Annotated in this window: 20 protein-coding genes; 5 read left to right on the top strand and 15 right to left on the bottom strand. The window is 52.8% G+C overall.

Going from position 1 to position 23322, the window contains the following annotated elements:
• Positions 1 to 19: 19 nt before the first annotated feature.
• The 11 genes from NYE24_RS22280 to NYE24_RS22230 form a co-directional block, all read right to left on the bottom strand.
• On the bottom strand, positions 20 to 616 hold the full coding sequence (locus tag NYE24_RS22280; RefSeq protein ID WP_036695598.1) for a TerD family protein: 597 nt from the start codon (positions 614 to 616) through the stop codon (positions 20 to 22).
• A gap of 112 nt (positions 617 to 728) precedes the next feature.
• Positions 729 to 1175 carry a tellurite resistance TerB family protein gene (locus NYE24_RS22275; RefSeq protein ID WP_036695597.1) on the bottom strand — a complete coding sequence of 149 codons (447 nt, stop codon included), beginning with the start codon at positions 1173 to 1175 and terminating at the stop codon, positions 729 to 731.
• 257 nt (positions 1176 to 1432) lie between these two features.
• Positions 1433 to 2155 (bottom strand): amino acid ABC transporter ATP-binding protein, encoded by a 723-nt coding sequence (locus NYE24_RS22270; protein WP_342479281.1) that lies wholly within the window; start codon positions 2153 to 2155, stop codon positions 1433 to 1435.
• A gap of 14 nt (positions 2156 to 2169) precedes the next feature.
• Positions 2170 to 2817 (bottom strand): amino acid ABC transporter permease, encoded by a 648-nt coding sequence (locus NYE24_RS22265; RefSeq protein WP_076161749.1) that lies wholly within the window; start codon positions 2815 to 2817, stop codon positions 2170 to 2172.
• A 96-nt stretch (positions 2818 to 2913) separates the two neighbouring features.
• Positions 2914 to 3729 carry a transporter substrate-binding domain-containing protein gene (locus NYE24_RS22260; protein WP_036695595.1) on the bottom strand — a complete coding sequence of 272 codons (816 nt, stop codon included), beginning with the start codon at positions 3727 to 3729 and terminating at the stop codon, positions 2914 to 2916.
• Positions 3730 to 3949: 220 nt separating this feature from the next.
• The gene (aguB, locus tag NYE24_RS22255; RefSeq protein ID WP_036695594.1) at positions 3950 to 4825 is read right to left on the bottom strand and encodes an N-carbamoylputrescine amidase; all 876 of its coding nucleotides are present in this window, start codon (positions 4823 to 4825) and stop codon (positions 3950 to 3952) included.
• A gap of 28 nt (positions 4826 to 4853) precedes the next feature.
• Positions 4854 to 5882, bottom strand: a complete 1029-nt coding sequence (locus NYE24_RS22250; RefSeq protein WP_342479280.1) for an agmatine deiminase family protein — start codon at positions 5880 to 5882, stop codon at positions 4854 to 4856.
• A 240-nt stretch (positions 5883 to 6122) separates the two neighbouring features.
• Complete coding sequence (gene yfcE / locus NYE24_RS22245; RefSeq protein WP_341028413.1) at positions 6123 to 6674, bottom strand: phosphodiesterase; 552 nt, start codon at positions 6672 to 6674, stop codon at positions 6123 to 6125.
• A gap of 535 nt (positions 6675 to 7209) precedes the next feature.
• Positions 7210 to 8694, bottom strand: coding sequence for a glutamate synthase subunit beta (locus tag NYE24_RS22240; RefSeq protein ID WP_036695592.1), 1485 nt, complete (start codon positions 8692 to 8694; stop codon positions 7210 to 7212).
• A gap of 293 nt (positions 8695 to 8987) precedes the next feature.
• Entirely contained in the window at positions 8988 to 9968 is a 981-nt protein-coding gene (locus NYE24_RS22235; protein ID WP_342476705.1) for a permease prefix domain 1-containing protein, read from the bottom strand.
• Positions 9969 to 9973: 5 nt separating this feature from the next.
• Positions 9974 to 10300, bottom strand: coding sequence for a PadR family transcriptional regulator (locus tag NYE24_RS22230; RefSeq protein WP_076161743.1), 327 nt, complete (start codon positions 10298 to 10300; stop codon positions 9974 to 9976).
• Positions 10301 to 10488: 188 nt separating this feature from the next.
• On the opposite strand from NYE24_RS22230, the gene NYE24_RS22225 reads away from it, so the two are divergent.
• Together NYE24_RS22225 and NYE24_RS22220 are read left to right on the top strand one after the other, a co-directional pair.
• Positions 10489 to 11010, top strand: a complete 522-nt coding sequence (locus NYE24_RS22225; protein ID WP_342476704.1) for a TetR/AcrR family transcriptional regulator — start codon at positions 10489 to 10491, stop codon at positions 11008 to 11010.
• A 113-nt stretch (positions 11011 to 11123) separates the two neighbouring features.
• Entirely contained in the window at positions 11124 to 12017 is an 894-nt protein-coding gene (locus NYE24_RS22220) for a hypothetical protein (protein ID WP_342476703.1), read from the top strand.
• 16 nt (positions 12018 to 12033) lie between these two features.
• Here the strand turns inward: NYE24_RS22220 and pulA are convergent, their stop codons facing one another.
• The 3 genes from pulA to NYE24_RS22205 form a co-directional block, all read right to left on the bottom strand.
• Positions 12034 to 13986: a type I pullulanase gene (gene pulA, locus NYE24_RS22215; protein ID WP_342476702.1), complete on the bottom strand. Its 1953-nt coding sequence runs from the start codon at positions 13984 to 13986 to the stop codon at positions 12034 to 12036.
• Between the two features lie 604 nt (positions 13987 to 14590).
• Positions 14591 to 15217, bottom strand: a complete 627-nt coding sequence (locus tag NYE24_RS22210; RefSeq protein ID WP_051493578.1) for a C39 family peptidase — start codon at positions 15215 to 15217, stop codon at positions 14591 to 14593.
• A complete protein-coding gene (locus NYE24_RS22205; RefSeq protein WP_342476701.1) occupies positions 15214 to 18687 on the bottom strand; it encodes a PAS domain S-box protein in 3474 nt (1157 codons plus the stop codon). Before NYE24_RS22205 ends, NYE24_RS22210 begins: the two co-directional genes overlap by 4 nt.
• Before the next feature lie 305 nt (positions 18688 to 18992).
• Here NYE24_RS22205 and NYE24_RS22200 point away from each other — a divergent pair, with 305 nt between their 5' ends.
• From NYE24_RS22200 to NYE24_RS22190, 3 genes are all read left to right on the top strand, one after another.
• On the top strand, positions 18993 to 19817 hold the full coding sequence (locus tag NYE24_RS22200) for a hypothetical protein (protein WP_342476700.1): 825 nt from the start codon (positions 18993 to 18995) through the stop codon (positions 19815 to 19817).
• 116 nt (positions 19818 to 19933) lie between these two features.
• Positions 19934 to 21028, top strand: a complete 1095-nt coding sequence (locus tag NYE24_RS22195) for a glycosyltransferase family 4 protein (protein WP_342476699.1) — start codon at positions 19934 to 19936, stop codon at positions 21026 to 21028.
• 285 nt (positions 21029 to 21313) lie between these two features.
• Positions 21314 to 21640, top strand: a complete 327-nt coding sequence (locus NYE24_RS22190; protein WP_076161725.1) for a P-II family nitrogen regulator — start codon at positions 21314 to 21316, stop codon at positions 21638 to 21640.
• Between the two features lie 221 nt (positions 21641 to 21861).
• Here the strand turns inward: NYE24_RS22190 and NYE24_RS22185 are convergent, their stop codons facing one another.
• Entirely contained in the window at positions 21862 to 23103 is a 1242-nt protein-coding gene (locus tag NYE24_RS22185) for a DUF445 domain-containing protein (RefSeq protein ID WP_036695583.1), read from the bottom strand.
• Between the last annotated feature and the right edge of the window lie 219 nt (positions 23104 to 23322).

Below are 23322 nucleotides of genomic sequence, written 5' to 3'. Positions count from 1 at the left end.
CTCTTTTCTCAAATTGGATTTAGATATAGCGTTCTGCCAGCTGATTGATATGCGCTGCGTGGGCGCCTTCACCGATGGCGGCGAATTTCCACTCATCGCCGTGACGGTACAACTCACCGCAGATCAGTGCCGTGAAGCCTGTATAATTGTCTGTCAGATTAAACTTAACCAATTCTGCGTTGCCTGCCGCATTAATAATCCGGATATACGCAGATTTGATCATCCCGAAATCCTGCTTGCGGTTCACAGCATCGTAGATGTTGACTACAACCAGAACCTTATGGACATCGGCAGGAATCGACTTCAGATTCACATTAATCTGCTCGTCGTCCCCGTCTCCCTCACCCGTCAGGTTATCTCCCGAGTGAACCACGGAGTTGTTCGTATTCTGTTTGTTGTGAAAGCAGACGAGGTTCAGCTTATTGGTCAGCTTGCCGTTCTCATTCAGCAGCAGCGCTGAGGCATCGCAGTCCACGTTCGCCTGTTTCTTGACGCCAAAGAATCCTCTTGCCGGTTCGGCAGGGTCCCAACCCAGTCCTACAATTACGTTAGACAGTCCGGCATTGCCTTTGGTTAAATCGATCTTCTGACCTTTTACCAGATTAATTCCAGCCAACTTGAAGTACCTCCGTTTCCAGATAGAAGTGTGCTTGCGGGTGTTACATCAGTGATACGGCGATGAATCGCCTAAAGTTTCACCTAATTAGCAAATGGAATCCAGCCTGTAATTACAGGCTGAATTCACTAGGGCTAAGTGACAGCACATTGCAGATATTCCGCACAACCGCTTTCTCATGCTCATCGAAGTCACCGTCAGCCGCACCAATCGCGGAGCATACGCCTACAATAACGCGGCCAATCTCCGGTTTGCTGCTGAACTTTGCAATCGCCTTGAGCGCTTCCTGCTTGCCGATTTCGGGCGAGAATTCGAAGTTGCTCACATAGAAATTAAACTGGGCGATGACATCTCTCATATCAAATACCTTAAGTTCATTGCTGAGATTCATGTACCCCGCCATCTTGTTCTTCTCGGATTCCTCAATCTTGCCGTCAGCCGCAGCCACCAGTGCGCAGCCTGCCACTACAGCATTCATGAAGTCTTTATTTTTAAATTTCTTAACCTGTTCTGTCAGTCCGTTTTTTGTCGTATTCAGCCAATTTTTAAATGTGCTCATCGTATTCTCCTTCTATCATTATGGAATTATGACCAGCAGAAAGCCTATGCGGTCTTATTAAGCACCCTATCCTTGTCTGCCGGAAATATAAGGATAAATCATTATGCAGAACCGCTGTCATCCTTATACTTTAAAAAAAGATATCCCCGAGCCTCCTCCCCGCCACCCTGGGCAGCTATTCACGCTTGGACTTATTGCCTATTTCTTACTCTTCTAATATAACCGATTAAATAACAATATTCTACTTTGGGCGATTCTTACAGCACCTTGGACAGAAACTCCCGTGTACGCTCATGCGACGGGCTGCCGAACAACTGCTCCGGCGCACCCTGCTCGACTATGGCCCCTTGCTCCATAAAAAGCACCCGGTCCCCCACTTCACGGGCGAAGCCCATCTCATGGGTCACCACAACCATGGTCATCCCCTCGCGGGCCAGCTCCTTCATAACCGCCAGGACCTCGCCCACCATCTCGGGGTCCAGGGCCGAGGTCGGCTCGTCGAACAGCATGATCTTCGGCTCCATCGCCAGCGCCCGGGCAATCGCCACCCGTTGGGCCTGACCGCCGGAGAGCGAGGAAGGGTACATCTCCGCCTTCTCGCTAAGACCTACCTTCTGCAGCAGCTCTAATGCCTTCTGCCTTGCTTGCTCCGCCGTCCATTTCCGCACCTTCATCGGGGCCAGCATGATGTTCTCGATCACTTTCCGGTGCGGAAACAGATTGAACTGCTGAAAGACCATCCCCAGCTCGGTCCGGATATCGTTAATCCTTGTGCTCTTGGCCATCAAGGAAGTGCCTTCAATGATAATATCGCCTGCTTGCGGCTGCTCCAGCAGATTCAGACAGCGCAGAAAGGTCGATTTGCCCGAGCCTGAAGGCCCGATGACTACCACAACCTCCCGGCTGTGAATGTCGACGCTGATATCCGTCAGTACCTGATGGGCACCGAATGATTTATGCAAATGCTTGACTGAAATAATCGGTTCCATAGGGGTTACACCTTCCGTTCGATATAATTAAGCAGCTTGCTTAGCGAATAAGTAAGAATGAAATAGATCAGTGCAGCGGTCAGATACGGCTCCCAAATCCGCAGGTATTGGCCTTTCATGGTATTGCTCCAGTACATAATCTCAGGGGCGGCAATCAGTGCCAGCAGCGAGGAATCCTTAACAAGCACGATGAATTCATTCCCGAAGGCGGGAACCATCCGTTTGATGGCCTGGGGCAGAATAATGAAGCGCATCGCCTGCCGCCGGGTCATTCCGAGGGACAGGGCCGCTTCCCGCTGCCCGGGGTCGATGGACTGGATACCGGCGCGGAAGATCTCCGCAGAATAGGCAGCAGAATTGAGCGACAGCGCCACGAATGCGCTCATTAGCGCGTAGGTTTTGCCATAGAACAACGGGATCAGGCCGAAATGGACGATCAGAATCTGCACATAGAGCGGCGTACCGCGGAAGATGTTGATATAGGCATGGAAGGGCCAGCGGAAATACCATTTGGGCGCCATTTTACCGAAGCCGATAATCAGCCCCAGCAAGGAGCCGCACAGAATGGAGACCAGCGATACGCCGATGGTGAACAAGGTCCCTTTTAGTAAAACCGGTAAATAATGAACGATGATGTCGAATCTGAAATCCATAGAATTCTTCCCTTCTCTTCTGCTTGTGACTTGCTCAAAAAAAGAAGCACGCGCAATAGCAATCATTACGCATGCTTAGTTGTTGCGGTTCTTAGGCTACTTCGCGTTCATAAGCGCCGCCGTGTCCGGCTCTTCGCCGAACCATTCCTTGTAGATCTCCGCATATTTGCCGTTCTCGATGACCTTTTTGATCGCCGGGTCCAGCTTCTCCTTCCATTCGCTGCCCTTCGGATACAGGATACCGTAGTACTCGGAGCCGAAATTCTCCTTGTCGATAATGCCTGTCAGCTTCTCCTTCGGGTTGTTCTTGATGTATTCGTTCACGATGGCGATATCCGCGACCACCGCATCCGCCCCGCCGCCGTTCAGCTCCATCAGCGCTACCGCATTGCTGTCGAACCGCTTCAGGTTGCCGTTGTCGACGCCCATAATGCCGCTCATCAGCTCATCTGCTGTCGTAGCCGCCTGAACCGCAACCTTTTTCCCCTTCAGGTCCAGGGCGGATTTGATGTCGCTGCCTTCCTTCACCATGATCATGTTCGTAGATTCGAAATAAGGGATAGAGTAGTCATAGGTTTCCTTGCGCTCATCTGTAATCGATACCGAGGATACGCCCGCCTGATATTCAGTGCCCTGCTTCACACTGGTCAGCATGGTATCCCAGCCTGTGTTGGTGAGCGTGTAATCGATGCCGGCCTCCGCCATTACCGCCTTGATGAAATCAATGTCAAAGCCCTTGATCGTATCGGTATCCATATACTCCATTGGTGCATAGCTGGCATCAGTAGCGATTTTGAGGCTTTTCCCGTCCGCACTGCCGCCTTTTGCATCATTATCAGAGCCACAACCCGCTATTGCCAAGACCAGGAGTGCCACCATACCTGACATCGCCCACTTTTTTCGGATTCCCATTCTCCAATCCCCCTACTTATTTGTAAAATAACTTAAGGAGATTTTATCAGATTAAAGTAATGATGACAATTAACTTTATCCATTCATGTAATATAATATGACACTATTATCGATATATTGTAACATATCATGCAAAAAAGCAGCCAAAACGTCCCGGAGAGAGCTCCCCGGTAGCATTCTGGCTGCTTACTGAATTGGTCAGTACATATTAGCGCATAAGTTAGAAGGTCAGATCACCGTCATACGAAGCAATCATCCGGTACAGCTCAGGACGGCGGTCACGGAAGATCCCCCATTCAATCCGTCCTACCTCAAGAGCATCCAGATCGAATTCGCTGACCAGCACGGTCTGCTCATCCCGTCCGGCTTCGACAATCTTGTTGCCCTGCGGACCAGCAATGAATGACGAGCCGTAGAAATCAATGCTGGAATCCTCGTCAGTCTCCTTGCCGATCCGGTTGGAGGCCACGACAGGAATCAGGTTAGCGGCAGCATGACCGAGCATGCAGGTCTGCCAGTGATCCTTGGAATCAATCGACCCGTCCTGCGGCTCCGAGCCGATGGCTGTAGGATAGAACAGAATCTCCGCCCCCATCAGGCTCATCACCCGGGCAGCTTCCGGGTACCATTGGTCCCAGCAAACGCCGACTCCGATTTTGGCATAACGGGTATTCCACACCTTGAAGCCGGTATCGCCCGGGTTGAAGTAGAATTTCTCTTCATAGCCTGGACCGTCAGGAATATGGCTCTTGCGGTATTTGCCCATCACGGTTCCGTCCGCATCAATTACCGCCAGCGAGTTGTACCGCGCATAATTCTTCTTCTCATAAAAGCTGATCGGCAGCACCACCTCAAGCTCCTTGGCGATAGCCTTGAAGTGGTTCACCGCCTTGTTCTGCTCAAGCTCCGTAGCATAGGCATAGTAATCCGACTTCTCCTTCTGACAGAAATACGGCGTCTCGAACAGCTCCTGCAGCAGAATAATCTGCGCGCCTTGGGCAGCCGCCTCTCTAACCAGTGTCTCCGCTTTGCGGATATTCTCATCAATGTCGCCGGAACAGCTCATTTGCGTCGCGGCTACTTTTACTTGTCTCATGGTTGTTCCTCCTTGGTTGGATCTCAGTCTAATCCACCGCAGGCATCTGCTGGGTGGTGCAATGCACGTTCCCGCCTTCGCCGATCACGGCCATTCCGTTCACGGTACGGATGCGACGGTCCGGGAACAGCCCGGCCAGCGTCTCTTCAGCCAGCTTGTCCGTCTCAGCTGCTGTACCGCCGAAGACTGGCAGGATAATTCCGCCGTTCACAAAATAAAAGTTCAGATAGCTCAGCGTCAGGCGGCTGCCCTCGAAGTCCACGCGGGGCGGCTGCTGGATGCGGATAATCTCCAGCTTCCGGCCTTTGGCATCAAGCGTCTGCTCCAGAATACGCAGATTCTCCTGCGTAATCGCATAGTTCTCATCCTGCGGGTCCTCGCAGACCTGGATAATCACCTTACCCGGTGCCGCGAAGCAGGCGATATTATCGACATGCCCGTCCGTCTCATCCCCGCTGAGGCCGCGCTTCAGCCAGATGATGGACTCGGTCCCGGTATATTGCTTGACATAATCAGCAATCTCTTCGCGGCTAAGCTCAGGATTACGGTTCGTATTCAGCAGGCATTCCTCTGTGGTCAGCAGGGTGCCCTCGCCATCCGTATGAATGGAGCCGCCCTCCATCACCAGCGGAGCATCGAACGCATTGACCTCCAGGTGCTTCAGAATCTGCGGAGCCACCTCATCATCGAGATCCCAGGGCGAGTATTTGCCGCCCCAGGCATTGAACTTCCAGTTGACCCCGGCCAGCTTCCCGCCCGGACCTGCGAGGAAGGTCGGTCCGTTGTCCCGCAGCCAGGCATCGTTGTGACGGATCGGGAGCAGCGTGACCTTGTTTCCAAGGGCCAGCTTCTCTACCGTGTCCAGCTCATCGGGATTGACAATAACCGTCACCGGCTCGAATTCGGCAATCGCGCGGATAATCTCGGCATAGCCTGTACTGACCGCTTCATGATTATCAGGGTGTACCATAGAGTCCTTCACCGGCCAGGAAATGAAGGTCCGTTCATGCTTGGCCCATTCGGCAGGCATTGTATAGTGTAAATCACGTGGATGCATCATTTAGTTACCTCTGCTGTTTAGTTTTTGAAGCCGGGGGATCTGCCCGCAAGCTCCTCACCCATCATACATTAATATGCCGGTGGGCTCAATTGCTGCGCAGCAATAATCCCTCTGGAAATATCCAGAGGGACTGCCATAGAAGCATAATAATCTGCGGACTGTAATCAGAAAAACTGTGAGACTCTAATCAGAGAGATTGCAGGACTACAATCAGAGGACCTCAGGGATGAATCGATTTTACAGAGTGATACGCTTGATGATGTTGCCCTCAAAATCCTTAATGCTGAACTCACCGTTCTCCAGAACGCCATAGGAGTTCGGGTTGTTCTCCTTGGGCAGCGCAATCGATCCGGGGTTGAGCACATTAATGCCGTCCTTCACCTCTGCCACCGGCAGATGCGTATGCCCCTGAATGAACACATCCTGCGGGGCGAGCGCAGGTAAGTGATCGATGCTGAAGCCATGCCCGTGGGTGGCGTAGATTTTGCGGCCTTCATGCAGAATAAGCACATAGTCGCCCATCATCGGGAAGTGCAGCAGCATCTGATCCACCTCGGCATCACAGTTACCTCTTACCGCCGCCAACGATTTGCCCGATTCGCTATAAGCATTCAGCCTGTCGGCGACCCCCTGCGGATTATATCCCTCCGGCAGCGGATTCCTCGGTCCGTGATACAGGAAATCCCCCAGAATAACCAGCGTGTGCGGCTGCTCCTCGTCCGCCTTCGCCAGCGCCTGTTCCAGCCAGTACAGTGATCCGTGAATATCGGAAATGAACATCAGCTTCATTCTTACGCTTCCTCTCTATCCATATAGGTTGAACAACTGCTGTGACTCTCTATAAAATCCTGCCCTAAATGCAACATTCCGCGCACCATTCCGGCACAAATCAGCTATTGTTGCATAAAAGGCAGGATTCCTTCTCCTTCAAGCTGAATTGCGGGATGATTTCCTGCTATTTGTGCAACATTTCGCCTAAACTCCCATATATCAATGCACCAAAACTGCAATGTATGCAACAATCGGGTGCATCACGGTTTGCACAATGTATTAACAGAAAATTAGTGAAAGAGGTTCGTCACACCTCTGCATCCATTGTAAACGCCTCAGCCGAGTGAACGCAAAGCAAGACGCCCTGGCGGGCGTCTCTAAGCAGGATGTTTCTTAACAGGGCGTTTCATAACAGGGCGTCTCTTAGCGGTCCGTCTCCTAACAGGACGGTTCTTGCCAGGGCGCCCCGTAACAGGGCCTCTCTAGAAGAGACATTCCTTGGAGGGTAACGCTTGCCTTAGCGTCTACTTGCAACTTACTTAATCAGCAAGCCTCAAGGCAGATTGGACGAGCCCATCAGGAAGCGGTCTACCTCGCGGGCAGCCTGGCGGCCCTCGTTAATCGCCCACACTACAAGACTCTGGCCGCGCCGCATGTCGCCGGCGGTGAAGACGCCCTCCACATTCGTTGCCTGCGCGCCGAACTCTGCCTTCACGTTGGAGCGCTCATCGCGCTCCACGCCAAGCTGTTCCAGCACCGTCTCTTCCGGTCCGGTGAAGCCCAGCGCCAGCAGCACGAGCTGCGCCTGAACAACCTCTTCGCTGCCCGGCACTTCTACCGGGGCCATCCGCCCGTCTTCCGTACGCTTCCATTCAATACGCACTGTATGCAGCTCCTGCACATGTCCGCCTGCATCGCCCACGAAGCGCTTGGTATTGACCAAATAGCGGCGCGGATCTTCTTCATATAACGAAGCCGCCTCCTGCTGTCCGTAGTCCACCTTCAGCACCTTCGGCCATTCCGGCCACGGGTTCCCCGGCTGGCGGGTCAACGGTGACTGCGGCATAATCTCCAGTTGGATCACACTGCGGCAGCCGTGGCGGATCGAAGTGGCTACACAGTCCGTCCCCGTATCTCCGCCGCCGATGACGACAACATCCTTGCCTGCCGCGGACAGATACTCTCCGTCAGCCAGTTCGGAATCCAGCAGGCTCTTCGTGTTCAGCGTCAGGAACTCCATCGCCTGATGAATGCCGCGCAGCCCGCGGCCTTCGAGCGGTAGATCACGCGCTTTGGTCGATCCGCCGCAGAGAACCACTGCATCATGTTCCTCCTGTAACTGAGCCGCTGTAATATCTCTGCCGATCTCGGTCCGGGTGACGAAGGTCACGCCTTCCGCAGCCAGCAGATCTACCCGGCGCTGCACCTTCTTCTTATCCAGCTTCATGTTCGGAATACCGTAGGTCAGCAGTCCGCCGATCCGGTCAGCCCGCTCATAGACCGTTACACTGTGTCCCGCCTTGTTCAGTTGGGCAGCGCAGGCAAGCCCGGCAGGGCCGGAGCCTACGACGGCAACCTTCTTGCCTGTCCGGGTAAGCGGCGGCTCAGGAACGATCCAGCCTTCCGCGAACCCTCTATCTACAATCGCTTTCTCGATCGATTTAATCGTTACCGAATCACCGTTCTTCCCTACTGTGCAAGAGCCTTCACAAGGCGCAGGGCAGACGCGTCCCGTAAATTCCGGGAAGTTATTCGTCTTGTGCAGGCGCTTCAGCGCAACCTGCCAGTTGCCGCGGTAGACCATGTCATTCCACTCTGGAATCAGATTATGCAGCGGACAGCCGCTGGCCATCCCTGACAACATACGCCCGACATGGCAGAACGGTGTTCCGCAATCCATACAGCGGGCACCCTGCTCACGCAGCTGTTCTTCCTCCATCGGAACCGAGAATTCATTCCAGTTCTTAATCCGCTCCAGCGGCTCGCATTCAGCAGGCGTGCGCCGCTGATATTCTATAAATCCGGTTGTTTTACCCATCCCTGTCATCCTCCGAGTCTCTCTGATTGGCCGCCGAAAGGTAATAGACGGCATTCATGCCCACACCCGGCTCCAAAAAGAAACACACTCTTCTGTCACCGTCCGTTATTCTGTCACTGTAAAGCAGCGAAGCAAGAGGCTATAACGGGGCTTCATATCACCCCGGTACAGGCTCTTGCACGGTTATAATAAGGGGAATAAATGCCTTCATATTACCACCTACCCGCAGGGAGGGAACATGAGCAATATCACCTTTTGTGTTAACGTTATGTGGCAAATCGTGCACAGCAGACTCAGGCAGCATCTTTTTTCTTGAACATATTGTAGACCGAGCTGAACACCCCGAACAGAATGCCAGTTAACGGGAAGACGATCCAGTTGATCTCCCACTGGTCGAACACAAAACCGCTCACCAGAAAAACACAAGTAACCAACGGCCAGATCACAGCGGCAACCGCACCGACAAACCGGTCCTCCTCCTTCTTCGCTTCACTGAAATCACCGGTCTTCAGCAGTCTCTGATAAGCCCCCCGGATATTCCCGTAATACACGAAGAGGAACACGGCTACAGCCACTATAGTCAACAGAACGGCTACCCCGTAGGAGCTGTATTCATCTCCGAATGCAGAAGTTACAAAGATGGCAATCGGCGACAATACGCATAAACCGACACCCATAATTAGCGACAACGTATAGGTGGCGGCAAAAGCCGACTGTCTCTGCTCAATATATGCCTCCAGCGGATACGGCAGACTGAACCCGGACTCCAAATATTTGTATTTCTCCATTTTCGTGCCACTGTAGATGAATAACGCGATAGCAGGAACGAGGAGCAGTAACAGGGAGACCAGCCCGATCATGCTCATCGCATCCTCAGAGAATACAGAGTCCATGAACCCGTTCTCCCCCAGACCTGAGATCAGGATAAGCAGAGCAGCGCCTAGCATAATCAGCCCTACACCCCAGCCTACGAGCAGGCCGGATCTTTTTTTGGCAGCGATAAATCCTTCTACAGCAAGCTCATCCAACATGGGCAGCCCTAGTCCTTCCTCCTTACGAACCTCTCCAAGCCCCAGCTCGCTGACCAGCTCATCAATGTTGCCGAATTCAGAAATGACGATGCCCACCGCTTCGTTCTCCGACTTCCCCTCATGCTTCAGTTCATAGTATTTCTCCTCCATGTTGCCAAGCAGCTCCTGCTTCAGCATCGCCATCTGTTCTGTTCTGGGCAGAGATGCGAACATATTGTTCAAGTATCCAATGATGGTATCCAAGTTCCTCACAGCTCCTTTATGAATTTGTTGATAACTTCCTGCGTTACCTGCCATTCTTCGCATTTTGCCCGGTAGTAGGCCAGGCCCAGGGGAGTGATGCGGTAGTAGGTGCGTCTTTTGCCAAATGTCTCATCCAGATAGAAGGAATCGATATAACCGTTCTTCTCCAGCCGGGTGAATGCCGAATAGAGTGTGGTCTCCTTCATAATGTATTTCTCATCCGATAGCTTCCGTATATTCTTGGAAATCTCATAGCCGTAAGACTCCCCGTCCAGAAGCATGTAGAGGATCATCGTGTCGTTGTATCCCCTAATCACATCACTGCTGATCAATTGCCTGCCTCCTATTACTTCATCTGTCGTAGTAATTAAGTTCAGTGTAGCACAATTACTACGACAGATGAAGTAGTTTTCAGTGAAATTATGATTTATTTTTAGAAAAAACAGAATATTGACAGACAAATGTTTCTTTTATATGATTTATTTATCGCACGATAAATAAACGATTGGAAATGATCACAATGGCAGCAAAGGAAGATAAGAAGCAAAAAATTATGGAAAGTGCCTTGACCTTATTTGCAGAAAATGACTACTACAGGACAACAACCGCCATGGTAGCTAAATCAGCGGGAGTTACACAGCCCTACATCTTTCATTTTTTTGACAACAAAGAAGACTTATATATAGCAGTGTTAAAACATGCCTACGATCGGATTCATGACACTTTTATGGAAGTCGAGGCACCTGCTGATCAGTTGGTTGGCGCGATGGGCAGCAGTTTTTTCAACTTAATGGAGACACACCGTTCCGAAGTATTAATGGTTATGCAGGCTTATACCATCTCGGAAGCGGGGATCAAACAACATTCTGCTAAGCTCTATAAGACTATTTTTGATGAAGTGACTGCCAAATTTCAGAAAGCAGGGTTACCCAATGCGGAAGAAAATACGATCCGTTTTATGAGTATGGGGTTGCTGGTCACGTTATCCGAGGTGCTTGATTTATCAGAAATAAAACAATCCATACAAACGACTAAGAATTGAATCAGGGGCAAGCAGCAAACGGATAAATCTTATCTGGTACTGCTTGCAATTATTTTGATAACTATTTATTAATCGATAAATAAATTTGAGAGTGTGATCGAACCGTGCCTACTATGTTCAACGAATTGATGACATCTGCCGTATCTATTTTCAAGCGTGAACAAGCGCTCGTTATGCTTGGACTGCTTGGGTTTGTTATTGCGGGATGTGCTGCTGTCTATATGTTCTTTCAAGGAGCAGTTGTTCTGCCGGAGGGAAATATTAAAAATGTATTCTCGTTTGCAGCAGCCTTAGGAATTTTTCTGTTATCCATTGCTGCCATCTTGCCCTTTGCAGGCTTTACCATTCGCATGAGAAAAGTGGTTCGCCGGCTTTTTATCGCCGCTGCTTCCTACAGCTATGTAATCGAAACCCTGCAGAATTTCCGGGGCTTCAATCCCCGTTTCTCTAAAGCCGGCGGACCGGTGGATATCCTTGCGGGAGCTTTATTTGGCGTCGTATCTCTTTCTTTTGTCATCTCGGGCATCCTGCTTGCTGTCCAATTTCTGAAAATGAAGGCTCCATTATCGCGCCCTGTACTTATCATCGGTATCCGTTATGCCTTGCTGTCGGTATTCATAGCTAATCTGGCAGGACTGATCATGATGAGTTTACAAGGTCGTTTTACCGGAGCTGGAGGCAATTATATTGTACTACATGGAATTGGCCTCCATTCGCTCCAAACCCTATTGTTACCCGCCTGGCTGCTGGAACATTCGAATCTACTGCCCGGCAAACAGCGTCAGCTCCTGCATACAGGCTGCATAGCTTGGTTGATTGGCATAATGTTTATAGCCGTTCAGACCAGTCTTGGCTGTTCTATGTTTGAGATCAGCTTGTTCCCGATACTTACCGTCCTCTGTTTACTGGTTTGGCTGCTTACTGTCATTTCAGCATACATTAAGCATATTTCCGCCACAGCAAAAAGCAGACTGCCCCGGCAGCCTGCTTCGACGCGTTATCTATAATCGCGATACCTATCAGTTAGTTTACAGCAAGTACAATCATTCCTATTCCAGCAGCAGTTAAAATGCCGCCCTCCAGCCCGCTGATCTGCTCGCCGAATACAATGCCCCATGCTCCCAGTTCGGGCAGCTTCAGGGCTGCACCGTCCGGGTTGGCATTGTACAGAACGTACAGATGCTCCGCAGAATCTCCTCCGGCATGATCGCGGAGTGTGAAGGCCACCGCCTGCACCGGTGCGTCCTCGAACACCAGATGGTCACGGATCTCCTCTGCGGTACGCAGCCGGAAGGCGGGGTGAGCCGCGCGCAGCGCGATCAGCTGCTTCATGTACGCTACGGATTCAGCATGCTCCGCGCAGCGTTCCCAGTCCAGCCAATTCACTTCCACTTGCGATTTATAGCTGTTCTCCACACCATCCTTGGTCCGCAGGAACTCCTGCCCGGCATGAATGAACGGTATCCCTTGACTCGTCAGCACCATAGCCGAGGCCAGATGGTGCATAGCACGGCGCTGCCCGTCTTCTGCTCCAGCCGTAGACAAGACCAGCTTATCCCACAATGTATGATTGTCATGGCACTCCACGAAGTTCACACTCTGCTGCGGCTCCTGGGCGTATTGTCCAAGGCCGGGCCCATAATAGATTGCTCCGGCAATGCCTGTCTTCACATTGCGCTCGAAGCCGATCCCCCCGCTGATGAAGCCCTTTTGGTCATGCAGAAATATGTTTCCCTTCACCGCATCGCGGAAGCCGTCATTAAAATGCCCGATGCCCGGCATCTCATTGGCCTGACGCTGGTTGGCCCGCAGCTCTTCTGCCAGTTCCGTATCCATCACCCAGCCCTCGCCAATGGTCATAATCGAGGGGTCCAGCTCATCCAGACGGCAGCGGATCTCATTCATGGTTCCTACATCATGAAGTCCCATCAGATCGAAACGGAAGCCGTCAATATGGTACTCCTTAGCCCAGTACAACACGGACTCCACGATGAAACGGGACATCATCTTCCGCTCAGAGGCAGTGTCATTCCCGCAGCCTGAGCCGTTCGACAACCGCCCGTCCTGCTTGTACCGCAAATAATAGCCGGGGACCAGCTTGGTGAAATTGACGCGGAAGCCGTCATACACATGATTGTAGACCACATCCATGATCACACGCAGGCCGCGGTCATGAATTGCCTGAATCATCGTCTTCAGCTCCCGGATGCGCAGGCCCGGAACATACGGATCTGACGCATAAGAGCCTTCAGGAGCATTGTAGTTCTTGGGATCATATCCCCAATTATAATGAGGCTCCATAAGAAGGGTCTCATCTACGCTCTCTGTTGCATAATCATAGATAGGCAGCAGCTGCACATGGGTAACACCGAGACTGCCAATATGATCAAGACCGGTGGCAATGCCCTCAGGACCCCGGGTGCCGGCTTCTGCAAGACCCAGGTATTGCCCTGTATGCGTAATCCCGCTGGCAGGATGAACCGATAAGTCACGCAGGTGAAGCTCATAGATCACCGCATCCACCGGGTCCGCAAGCGGCGGCTTATCCTGCGTCCAGCGCGCGGGATCGGTCTTGCGCAGATCCAGTATAGCTCCTCTGTCCCCGTTCACGCCGACCGCGCGGGCGTACGGGTCCACTGCTTCATTCCATAGATCACCGATGCGCACCTTATAGGTGTAGAACGTTCCGTCCAGATCGCCCGGAACGCTGAGTCTCCAGGTTCCCCGGACGTCACGCACCATGGGAATCTGCCGCTGCGCAGCATCCTTCCAGGATGGATAGAGCACCAGCTCCGCTTCCTGGGCCGTCGGGGCCCAGAGACAGAACGCTGAGCCGGACGCCGAATAGGTTAGGCCAAGATCCTCACCGTCATAGCTGAACAGCTCATCGAAACTCCGGTCGAAGACGGAGATTCCGCCGGTAGCCGCCGGGTCCCCGTAATCAATCGGTTCCTTCATTTCCTTCTGTACTGACAAGGCATACCGCCTCCTTTACCCTTAACTAAATATACGGCACAATTTCAAGTATTTATTCAACTCTGTTTTTCTCTATATGAAATTTTATCCTAACCACCATGTTTGTGCAAACGTTTGAATCACACGATGCAAGTGGAAACTGCATTGCCGTCCTTTGTAAGGACGGTACCGTTTCAGCGAGAAAGATAAAGATAGGGCGAAGCATATACATTCTTATCTTTCAAAAAAGCCGGGGCACAGCAGATATCCTTCCCCAGCCCGGCCACTATCTTGAAGCAGACTAGTAGCTCATCAGATATAAAAGGATGGATAAGGTTGTTAAACCGTTTCGCCAATCCGGGCATATTTAGTTGTACAGACTACAATTAGAAGAGGGAGTCCACCCGTCTCACTGTTTTTAGTTGCATAGAATACATTTATCTCTGATATGATTCGCTACGAACTGAATGCCTGTCTCTTTACTCCAAGGAGTTCTTTACTTGCTAAAGGTGGCTTCCTTCCAGAATAGGAGTTTCTCTCCGTTCGTTGCACCGATTCCTCCAGCACAGGGGAGCCCTGACTCCAGCATTTTAAATCTGATGCACTACTATCTCCTGCTTGTCTGTTACTGCACATCTGGAGATTCCGGCAGGTTGAGCGATACCATCGTAAGTATTCTTTTATTCGCTGAATAAGAGATCTGCCGTTCTCTGCCCGGAGTATAACCGCCGCCCGGATGCCGCACCCCGTTGTCATGGACAACCAGCTTGCAGGAGCCGTCCTCTTCATCCTCATAGCCGATTCCCAGCACCCAATGATAATCATACGCATATCTTCCGCGCCAGCGGAGGCTGAACCACTTGTCGAATTTGAGCGCGACCGGACGCCCGGCATCAATCTCGGCCCGGTAGCGCCCGATATCATTGAACACGGATACCTTAATCAGGCCGGAGCGGTTACTTAAAGGCGGCAGGGCTGCGCCGATGTAAGCCCGGAGGCCTCTGACAAAGCTGCGTGTGCTCATGCCCCAGGGCGTCCCGCCATGATGGGCGTAGATGTAGTTAATATGCGCGGCCATGGAATCAAAATGACGGGTACCCGGAATAAACGTCCGGCCCCTATGCGAATGCCAATATTCCACGAGGGCGGCCATGGTCGCCGGCCCGCAGGCTGAGGAAGGCGAGGCTACGCCTGTCTCCCACTGTGTATACGCCTTCGCCTTCAGGCGCTCCCCGGAAGGCTTCCGGCTCATAGAGATACCCTATGGCTGCAATGCTCCAGCACCCGGTCAATATCGGCAGCCAGGAACGGCTTGCTGACAAAGTCATCCATGCCCGCCGCATAGCAGCGCTCCCGGTCCTCTTTTCTGGCATACGCTGTCACGGCTGCAATATACGGCTGGTGCGGAGCAGGGGCCTGTTCGCGGATTCTGGCCGTTGCCGTAAGCCCGCTCATCCCCGGCATCTGAACATCCATGAATACCAGATCATACCGCTCACGGAGCACTGCCTGCACCGCCGCTTCGCCATGATCGACCAGATCGGCGGCATAGCCTCTTTTGTCCAGCATAGTCACCAGCAGCTTCTGATTCACCGGATGATCCTCCGCCACCAATATACGCAGAGTCCCAAATTCAGAGGCGGGTTCGCCTTCTTCCGGGCTGCTAATCCGTTCAGAGGCCGACGCTGGTTCAGAGACGATCACCGTATCCTCCCAGACGCCTTCCGGTTCCAGCTCTATATCTACAGGCAGGATGAAATAGAAATTAGATCCTTCCCCGACTACGCTCTCCACAGTGATGGCACCGCCCATCAGCTCCACCAGCTTTTTGCAGATCGCCAGACCCAGTCCGGTTCCCCCATACTTGCGGTTAATAGACGGGTGCAGCTGCGAAAAGGACTGGAACAGCAGCGGCTGCTTCTCAGGAGGGATGCCAATGCCTGTATCGGCCACGCTGAATTTGAGCGTCAGCTTCCTGCGGCCCCTGCTATATTCTCTGCTCAGCAGAATGGAGACCTGTCCCGTCTCGGTGAATTTCACGGCATTGCTGACGAGATTCACCAGCACCTGGCGCAGCCGGGCCGCATCTCCCATAATCAGCTCCGGCACATCCGCAGCCATGCGGCAGGACAACTCTATATTCTTTTCACGGGCCTTCGGCATGAACAGCTCCGTAATATTGTCGAGCAATTCCGCCAGACATACCGGTTCGTGGGTAAGCGTCATTTTACCGGCCTCGATTTTGCTGAAATCCAGAATTTCATTAAGAATATATAACAGGGATGCACTGCTATCGCTGATAATCTGCGCATATCCCCGCTGTTCTTCCGTCAATTCCGTCTCAGCCAGCAGATCGGTCATACCCATAATTCCGTTCATCGGTGTACGCAGCTCATGGCTCATGATGGCAAGGAATTCCGATTTGGCCTGGTCGGCTTTCTCCGCCAGCTCCTTGGCTCTGATAATCTCCTTCTCCCCGGTAGTATCACGGAAGACAACGACCGCACCCTTGCGCTCACCCTTGTCGAACAGAGGGGTAACCTGGTACTCGGCCAGGAAGCTGGAGCCGTCCTTGCGCCACAGCACCGCATCCAGACTCTGGTGGGCTTCTCCTGCCCGGACTGCCCGCATCAGCGGAGACTCTTCCGGCCGGTAATGGTTGCCGTCGAGCGCGGTCTGCTGGATAGGGTACAGGTAAGGTTGCCCGGTAATCTCATCACATTCGAAGCCCAGCATATGCGCCCCCGCAGGATTAATAAAGGTGACCTTCCCCTCGTTGTCCAGACCGAATATCCCTTCGGACACGGCATTGAGGATCAGAGTGTAATCATTGCTCAGCTTCTCGATCTGCTCCGTGTACCTGATATGATCTGTGATATCGCGGGAAATTCCATACACCCCTACCACCTGATGATCTACAACAATTGGAATATTAATCGTATTGATCTCCACCGGGTGCCCGTCTTTGTGAATCAGCGTCAGATCATAGCTCTGCGGCTCCCCCTGGCTGGCAAGGGTGAAATGATGCAGCGTCTTCTGAATATCTTTGCCAGCGACCAGCGGTCCAAAATAATTCCCCAGCAGCTCCTCCAGCGAGTAGCCGCTCAGCTTCTCCAGATTGGCATTCGCCGTCAGATAATCCCCTTGCAGATTCATGGAATACACCGCCGCCGGATTATACTCGAACAGGGATTTGTAGCGTTGCTCATTCTCCTGCAGCTTCGATTCGAATTGCTTGCGTTCAGTAATGTCACGTCCTACCGCAATAATCTCTGTCTTCCGGCCCTGCGCATCAAAAATATAACGGCTGTTCGTCTCAAACCAGACATAGGTACCGTTCTTGTGGCGATAGCGGTAGGACGCCGGGGGAATCAATCCAGAATCTTCGCTCTCCGCCATCTGATTCAGAATCATTTCCAGATCATCGGGATGCAAATAATCGTAGGCACTGGTGCCGATCATCTCTTCAGGCTCATAGCCGAGCAGCGACCGGCTGGCCGGCGAGCAGTACAGGAAGAGGCTGTCCTCTATCGCATGGCGGGAGATCAGGTCAAGGGAATTCTCTGACATCAGCCGGAAGTTCCGTTCACTCTCCCGCAGCTGCTCCTCCATATGCATACGCTCGGTAATATCCTGCATCATGCCGAACAGCTGGGCTGGCCTGCCTTCCGGTCCCGGGATAACGTCCCACTGGACATGCACCATCAGGACCTCCCCATCCGGCAGAATCATCCGGAAAGCCGTATTCCCCGGCTCCCCCAGTCCCCTAGCCCGTTCGACGGCCTCCCTCAGAATCGGAACATCTTCCGGATGGACCAGTGTCAGAAAGGCATTCTGATTCACATGGCCTGTCTCCACACTGTATTGCAGAATACGCCGCAGCTCATCGGAGAACGTGACTCTACCCTTTAGCAGATCCCAGCCCCATGAGCCTATTCTGGCTACCCGCTGAGCGGACGCAAGGGCCTCCTCGCTGTGCTTGCGCCGGGTGACGTTACGGCCAATTCCCATAATCCGTGTGATTTCATCCTTCTCATTGCGAATCACATGGAAGGAGGTCTCGAACCACAGATAGTGACCCTCCTTATGGCGCAGGCGGCGGCTGGAGATATTGTTCTTCAGCAGACCGCCGGAGCTGTTGATAGCCTCAACATCGTCCAGGTGATAGAATTCTGCGCGGTTCCTGCCGATAATCTCCTCCGGATGATACCCGATCAGGGAGTAGGAGGACGGTGATATGAACGTTATCGTCCCGTCCGGCAGGGAGAAGGAGATCATGCTCTGATCGTCTTTTATGAATAAATTGTACAGATCACGGCTGTCTACGGTTAGCTGATCTGCAATTTTGCGGTCTGTTATATCCTGTGCATATACAATAACAGTCTGGCCGGACAGCTCCTCTTGCGCCGGAATGAAGGTCAGGGAGAGCCAGAACGGATACCCGTCACGGCCGGAGAACCGCTGATCTATCTGGAGATGCTGTCCTTGCTGTTGTGCAAGCTCTATCCCGATTCGCTGAATAGAGAATTGCTCGTGCAATTCCCGGCCCGCCCCCGATAGAGTCCCTGAGAGAAACTCAGCTTCAGTGCAGCCCAGCATATTGCAAAAAGAAGGGTTAATCTTCATCCATCTGCCTCCTTCCGGAGACAATACCGCCATCCCCACCGGAGATAATTCGAAGGCTTGATCGAGAATGCTGTTATTACTAGCCAAGTTATCCATTACATAGGACCTCCTTCATCCCGGGCTGGCGTTCGCTTCCGCAGACCCTCTGCTGTTCTTCATCTGCCATTTCTACCTTCACAGTATACGCTATGACTGTCACAGAATGAAATGGAAGCCCAGCCCTTGATTTCTAAAAGTTAAAATTGAAATTATTGACAAAATATACGGTTATCCCTATATTTAAAAGCAAAACTATCTTCGTGACTCATTACGCCGGAAGCACCCGTAATAGAGGCCTGTTGGCCTTTACTGCGGGTGCTTTCTTTGTGTTCCGGGACATGAAGACAAGCGGAGGAATGTAAATGAACAATCTGTATAAGCCAAGTTGTCTGCTGCTGTCCGTCTTGATTGCCCTTGCCCTAAGCTTCCCGGCCGGTCCGGCTTCGGCAGCGGCGGCGGTGATTACCTCATCGGTTCAGGCTTCCTTTGACCTGACTGCTGCTAAGGCGGACAGCACAGCCCGCGCCCGGATGAAGAGCCAGTTCACAGAGTTAACCGTCCTGTCTGCCGGGTATGACAGCCGGGAGGTGCAGATCAGGACGCTTCATGATCAGAATACTGAGGCGCTGAATGCAGTCCGGGAGTCCATCAAGAATATGGACCAGGCTTCCATCACCAAGCTGAGCGCCGCGCTCAGCAGTGCCAAGCAGCGTTATCAGCCGCTGTTCGATCAATACAGCGCGCTGAACAAGCGGATCTCCCTGCTCAAGGGACTGAAGGACAAGACGCTGAATTCCGTCCTGAAGGCCCAGTCGGAAGCCATGAAGCTGCTGGTCCAGATAGCCCGCCAGGAGATTCGCGATAAGGAAGCGCTGCTCAAGGCCGCCAAGGATACCCGTACGCGCCGGATGGCCGCTGCCCGCAAGACCCTATCCGGCATTGACAGGCCACAAGGCCTAATCAAATCGCAGAAAAGCGCAGTCTCTGCCCTGAACAAGCGGCTAACAGCAGACTGGAGCGACTTCAAAGCGGCTATCCGCAAGCAGAATCCGGCTCTGGCCGGACAATCCTTATCTTCTATGGTCTCCGGGTACAAGCAGATCGCAGCGGGAAAGCTGAAGATCCTGGAGTATGAACAGACGATTGCCGGAGTCATTGCCGTTACTCTTAAACAGACGGGCAGCTAGGCCGCAGACGGCCGTTCCCTGCTTGCTCCTGTGTCTTCTGCACGCCTGAACGCATATGTTAGGTTAAGAACCCTATCTACTATGCAGCGGGAGGAGCAGCTACAATGCACATCTGCATGATTGCACCGGAGCAGTTCACGGTTCCCGGGGACGGCTCTGTAGAGATTTGCATCTGGAATATCGCACGCAGGCTGGCCAAGAGACATAAGGTAACCGTCCTAAGCCGCAGAGCCGCCGGTCTTCCTGACACGGATGAGCTCGAGCAGGTCAAGTTCATCCGGCTGCCCTCAGGCACCCCTTCCCGGTACCGCAGCTCCGTCCTTACATTCCTGGAAGCCGCCGAGCCGTTCGATCTTATTCAGATCGATAACCGGCCACGGCTGGCGGCGGCTGTGAAGCGGCAGTCACCCGGCACTCCGGTGATGATATTCCTTCACTCTCTCACATTCGTGCCCCAGGAGCCCGCCATTGCCCGCAGCCTCGCCCTGGCCGATGCCGTCACGGCCAACAGCAGCTCCCTGAAACAGCGGCTTACCCGAAGATTCCCCGGTATCCGCAGCAAGCTTCACGTGGTTCCTCTGGGGGCAGACCTGTCGCGCTTCACCCCTGTGTCTGTGCAGGAGAAGGCGCGTCTGCGCACGCTGCATGGTCTTGGCCCCGGCTTCACGGTCCTGTTCGTAGGCCGGGTCATTCCGCGCAAGGGAGTGCCTGTGCTGCTCCGGGCCATGCACCGCTTGAACCGGCATATACCCGCCCGGCTGCTGATCGCGGGCAAGGGGAAGCCGCCGTACCTCAGGCAGCTGAGAGCCCTTGCCCGGCGGCTGGGCGTACAGGTGTCTTTTCTCGGCAATATTCCCCATGAGGATATCCACAGTATGTATCAGGCTGCCGACTGCTTCATCTGCCCCTCCCAGCAGCATGAAGCCTTCGGGCTGGTGAATGTGGAGGCGATGGCCTCGGGGCTGCCGGTGATTGCCTCCAGCAACGGCGGAATTCGGGAGATTATCGATTCGGGCCGTAACGGCTTTCTGGTGAAGCAGTACAGGAACCCTGCTGCTTTTGCCAGCCGTATGCTGCAGATCGGCCGCAATCCCGACCTTGCCGCCAGGATCGGACTACAAGGCAGAAGTGATGCGCTGCTGATGTATGAGTGGCAGCATACCACAGAGCTGCTTGAGAATATTTATTTGAAGCTGACGGGATCACGTTAACCAGAGGAGGCTTTCTTATTCAGGGTTCCACTGGTTAACGAAGCGGCATAACACTTTACCTTGCGATATTTTTCTGGATGGCGGACAGCCTCTAACTGTAAGCCTAGTCAGGATGCGACAATGTGTCATATGGATTTTGTGATCCTTCTCGCAGGATGCAGCCGAGAGTTAATAATATACTACACATGTAAGCGTTGCCATTAAACAAATGCACTGCACAGTAATCCACCGAGATATTGGCAACCCCCTACAACCTATTATTCGCTGTAGAAAGGGTGCATCGTTATGTTAATGATCAAAGCTATAGTAAGACCTGAGAAGGCGGATGACGTGATGGCCGAATTACTGCTGGCCGGCTTCCCCTCCATCAGCAAAATGGATCTGCTCGGGCGCGGCAAGCAAAAGGGTATTCAGGTTGGAACCAACCATTACAATCAAATCTCCAAGAAGCTGCTGATGATCGTCATTCAGGATGAAGACAAGGATGACGTGATCAGCATTATTATGCGTACAGCTAGAACCGGTGAGCATGGCTCCTTCGGCGACGGCAAAATCTTTGTCCTGCCGGTACAGGAGGTCTTCACCATCAGCAACGGCAAGAACCAGCTATAGAGTGTCTTCGCTCTGCTATATTCGCGCCCTACAAGTGGAAACAGCTTCGCCGTCCTTTTAAAGGAAGGTACCGTTTCAGCGAGAAATAGAAGGATAAGTTATCGTGTGAAACATATAACTCCTTATATTTTGAAAGAGGCAGCAAAGCATCCCCCGCTCTCCGTCATCACGGACGTCCGGGGACTGCCTTGCTGCCTTTATGAATTACTGAAATAGCAATCTCAGATCAGCTGGATGACGGTAAGCACCAGCCCGACTACAAAGCCGCAGACGGCCCCGTTGACACGAATCCACTGCAGATCCTTGCCGACTTTCTCCTCCAGCATATTCACCAGAGCGGCATCGTCCATCTGATCGAGGTTCTCCTTAACCAGCTGCCCGATCCGGTAATGATTAGCTTCCACGAAGGAGATTAGTGTACCGCGAATCCGGTCCTCCGATGTCTGAATCCATTCCTTCTCCTGGCTAACCCGCCGGACCAGCGCGGCATACAGCGAGAACAGCCTGCGTCCGCCACGGCCCCGGTCCTCTTCCAGCAGCGTAACCGCCTTGCCGCGCAGCCCTTGCAGCTGCTGCAGTACAAATGCGGCGGCCGCTTCCCCTTGAAGCTCATTCAGCGCCCAATTCTTCAGCGAGGCAATCCGCTCTTCATCGCTCAGCAGCTGGAACAGAGCCACCCGGATCTCCCGGATGACCTCCTCCCGGTAGGGGCTATCCTCTTCCTTAAAGTCACGAATCGTAGACTGCACCATACCCTGGAGCATTTCCCCCAGCATATCGGCATCCACGAACCCGACGAAGGCCTGGAAGGCCATTCCTTTCAGTCCGCCCAGCTTAACCTCGGCCAGCTTCTCACTGGCAATCTTACCCAGCATGGCCCGCGTCTCCGGGCGTCCGCTCCAGGCGGAGATCCCCTCCAGCGCAAAATCAAGGGCTGCAATGTCCTTGCCCTCATTCATCAGGCTGGTGGCGATGGTATCTGCTGCGACTCCAAGCTTAGCTTCACGCAGATAGCTTGCCGCTGCCGATTGAATATACGGAACGGCCTGCTCTACCGGAAGCCGCAGTACGAAGCCCTGTAGCTGCTCCAGCACTTCCTGCCGCGCTTTCTTTCTGGAGAAGAACCGGGTCAGCACGGTAGCTCCGAGCGAGACTATATTGAATGTGCGCAGCTTATTCTCAATGCTCTCCTTGTTCAGCAGCTCATTCTCCATCGCAGAGATCAGGGACTGGATCAGCTTATCCCGGTTCTTCAATAGCAGCGAGGTATGCGGAATTCTAAGGCCCAGCGGATGGCGGAACAGCGCCGTCACGGCAAACCAGTCGGCGATTCCTCCGACCAGACCTGCCTCGAATCCCCCTCTTAGCAGAATAACTGCAAGATTCTCCGGCAGAAATAAGGTGAACAGAAAGCCGCAGGCCATAATAGCCAGAGAGATCGTAGCTAAATTTCTGGATTTCATCAGTATCTTTTCCCCCTTACATAGCGACCCCATGCCGCTTGCATCCCGGTCATCATCTCTTGCACATGCAGAAGACGAACCAGGCTGTCAGGTTACAGGTCTGCCTTACATTGTACCACGTGAGCACTCTTTTCTGAAAATCCATCAAGCTGCATGCAGCAGGGAACTGTTCTGTAAATACTATAGATGAACACTTTAATTTTAAGTTTCCGAGTAAAT

The organism is Paenibacillus sp. FSL H7-0350 (assembly GCF_038593195.1).
Taxonomy (GTDB): domain Bacteria; phylum Bacillota; class Bacilli; order Paenibacillales; family Paenibacillaceae; genus Paenibacillus_AQ.
The sequence above is the reverse complement of the archived record's forward strand: the minus strand, read 5'-3'. Positions and strand labels throughout refer to the sequence as shown.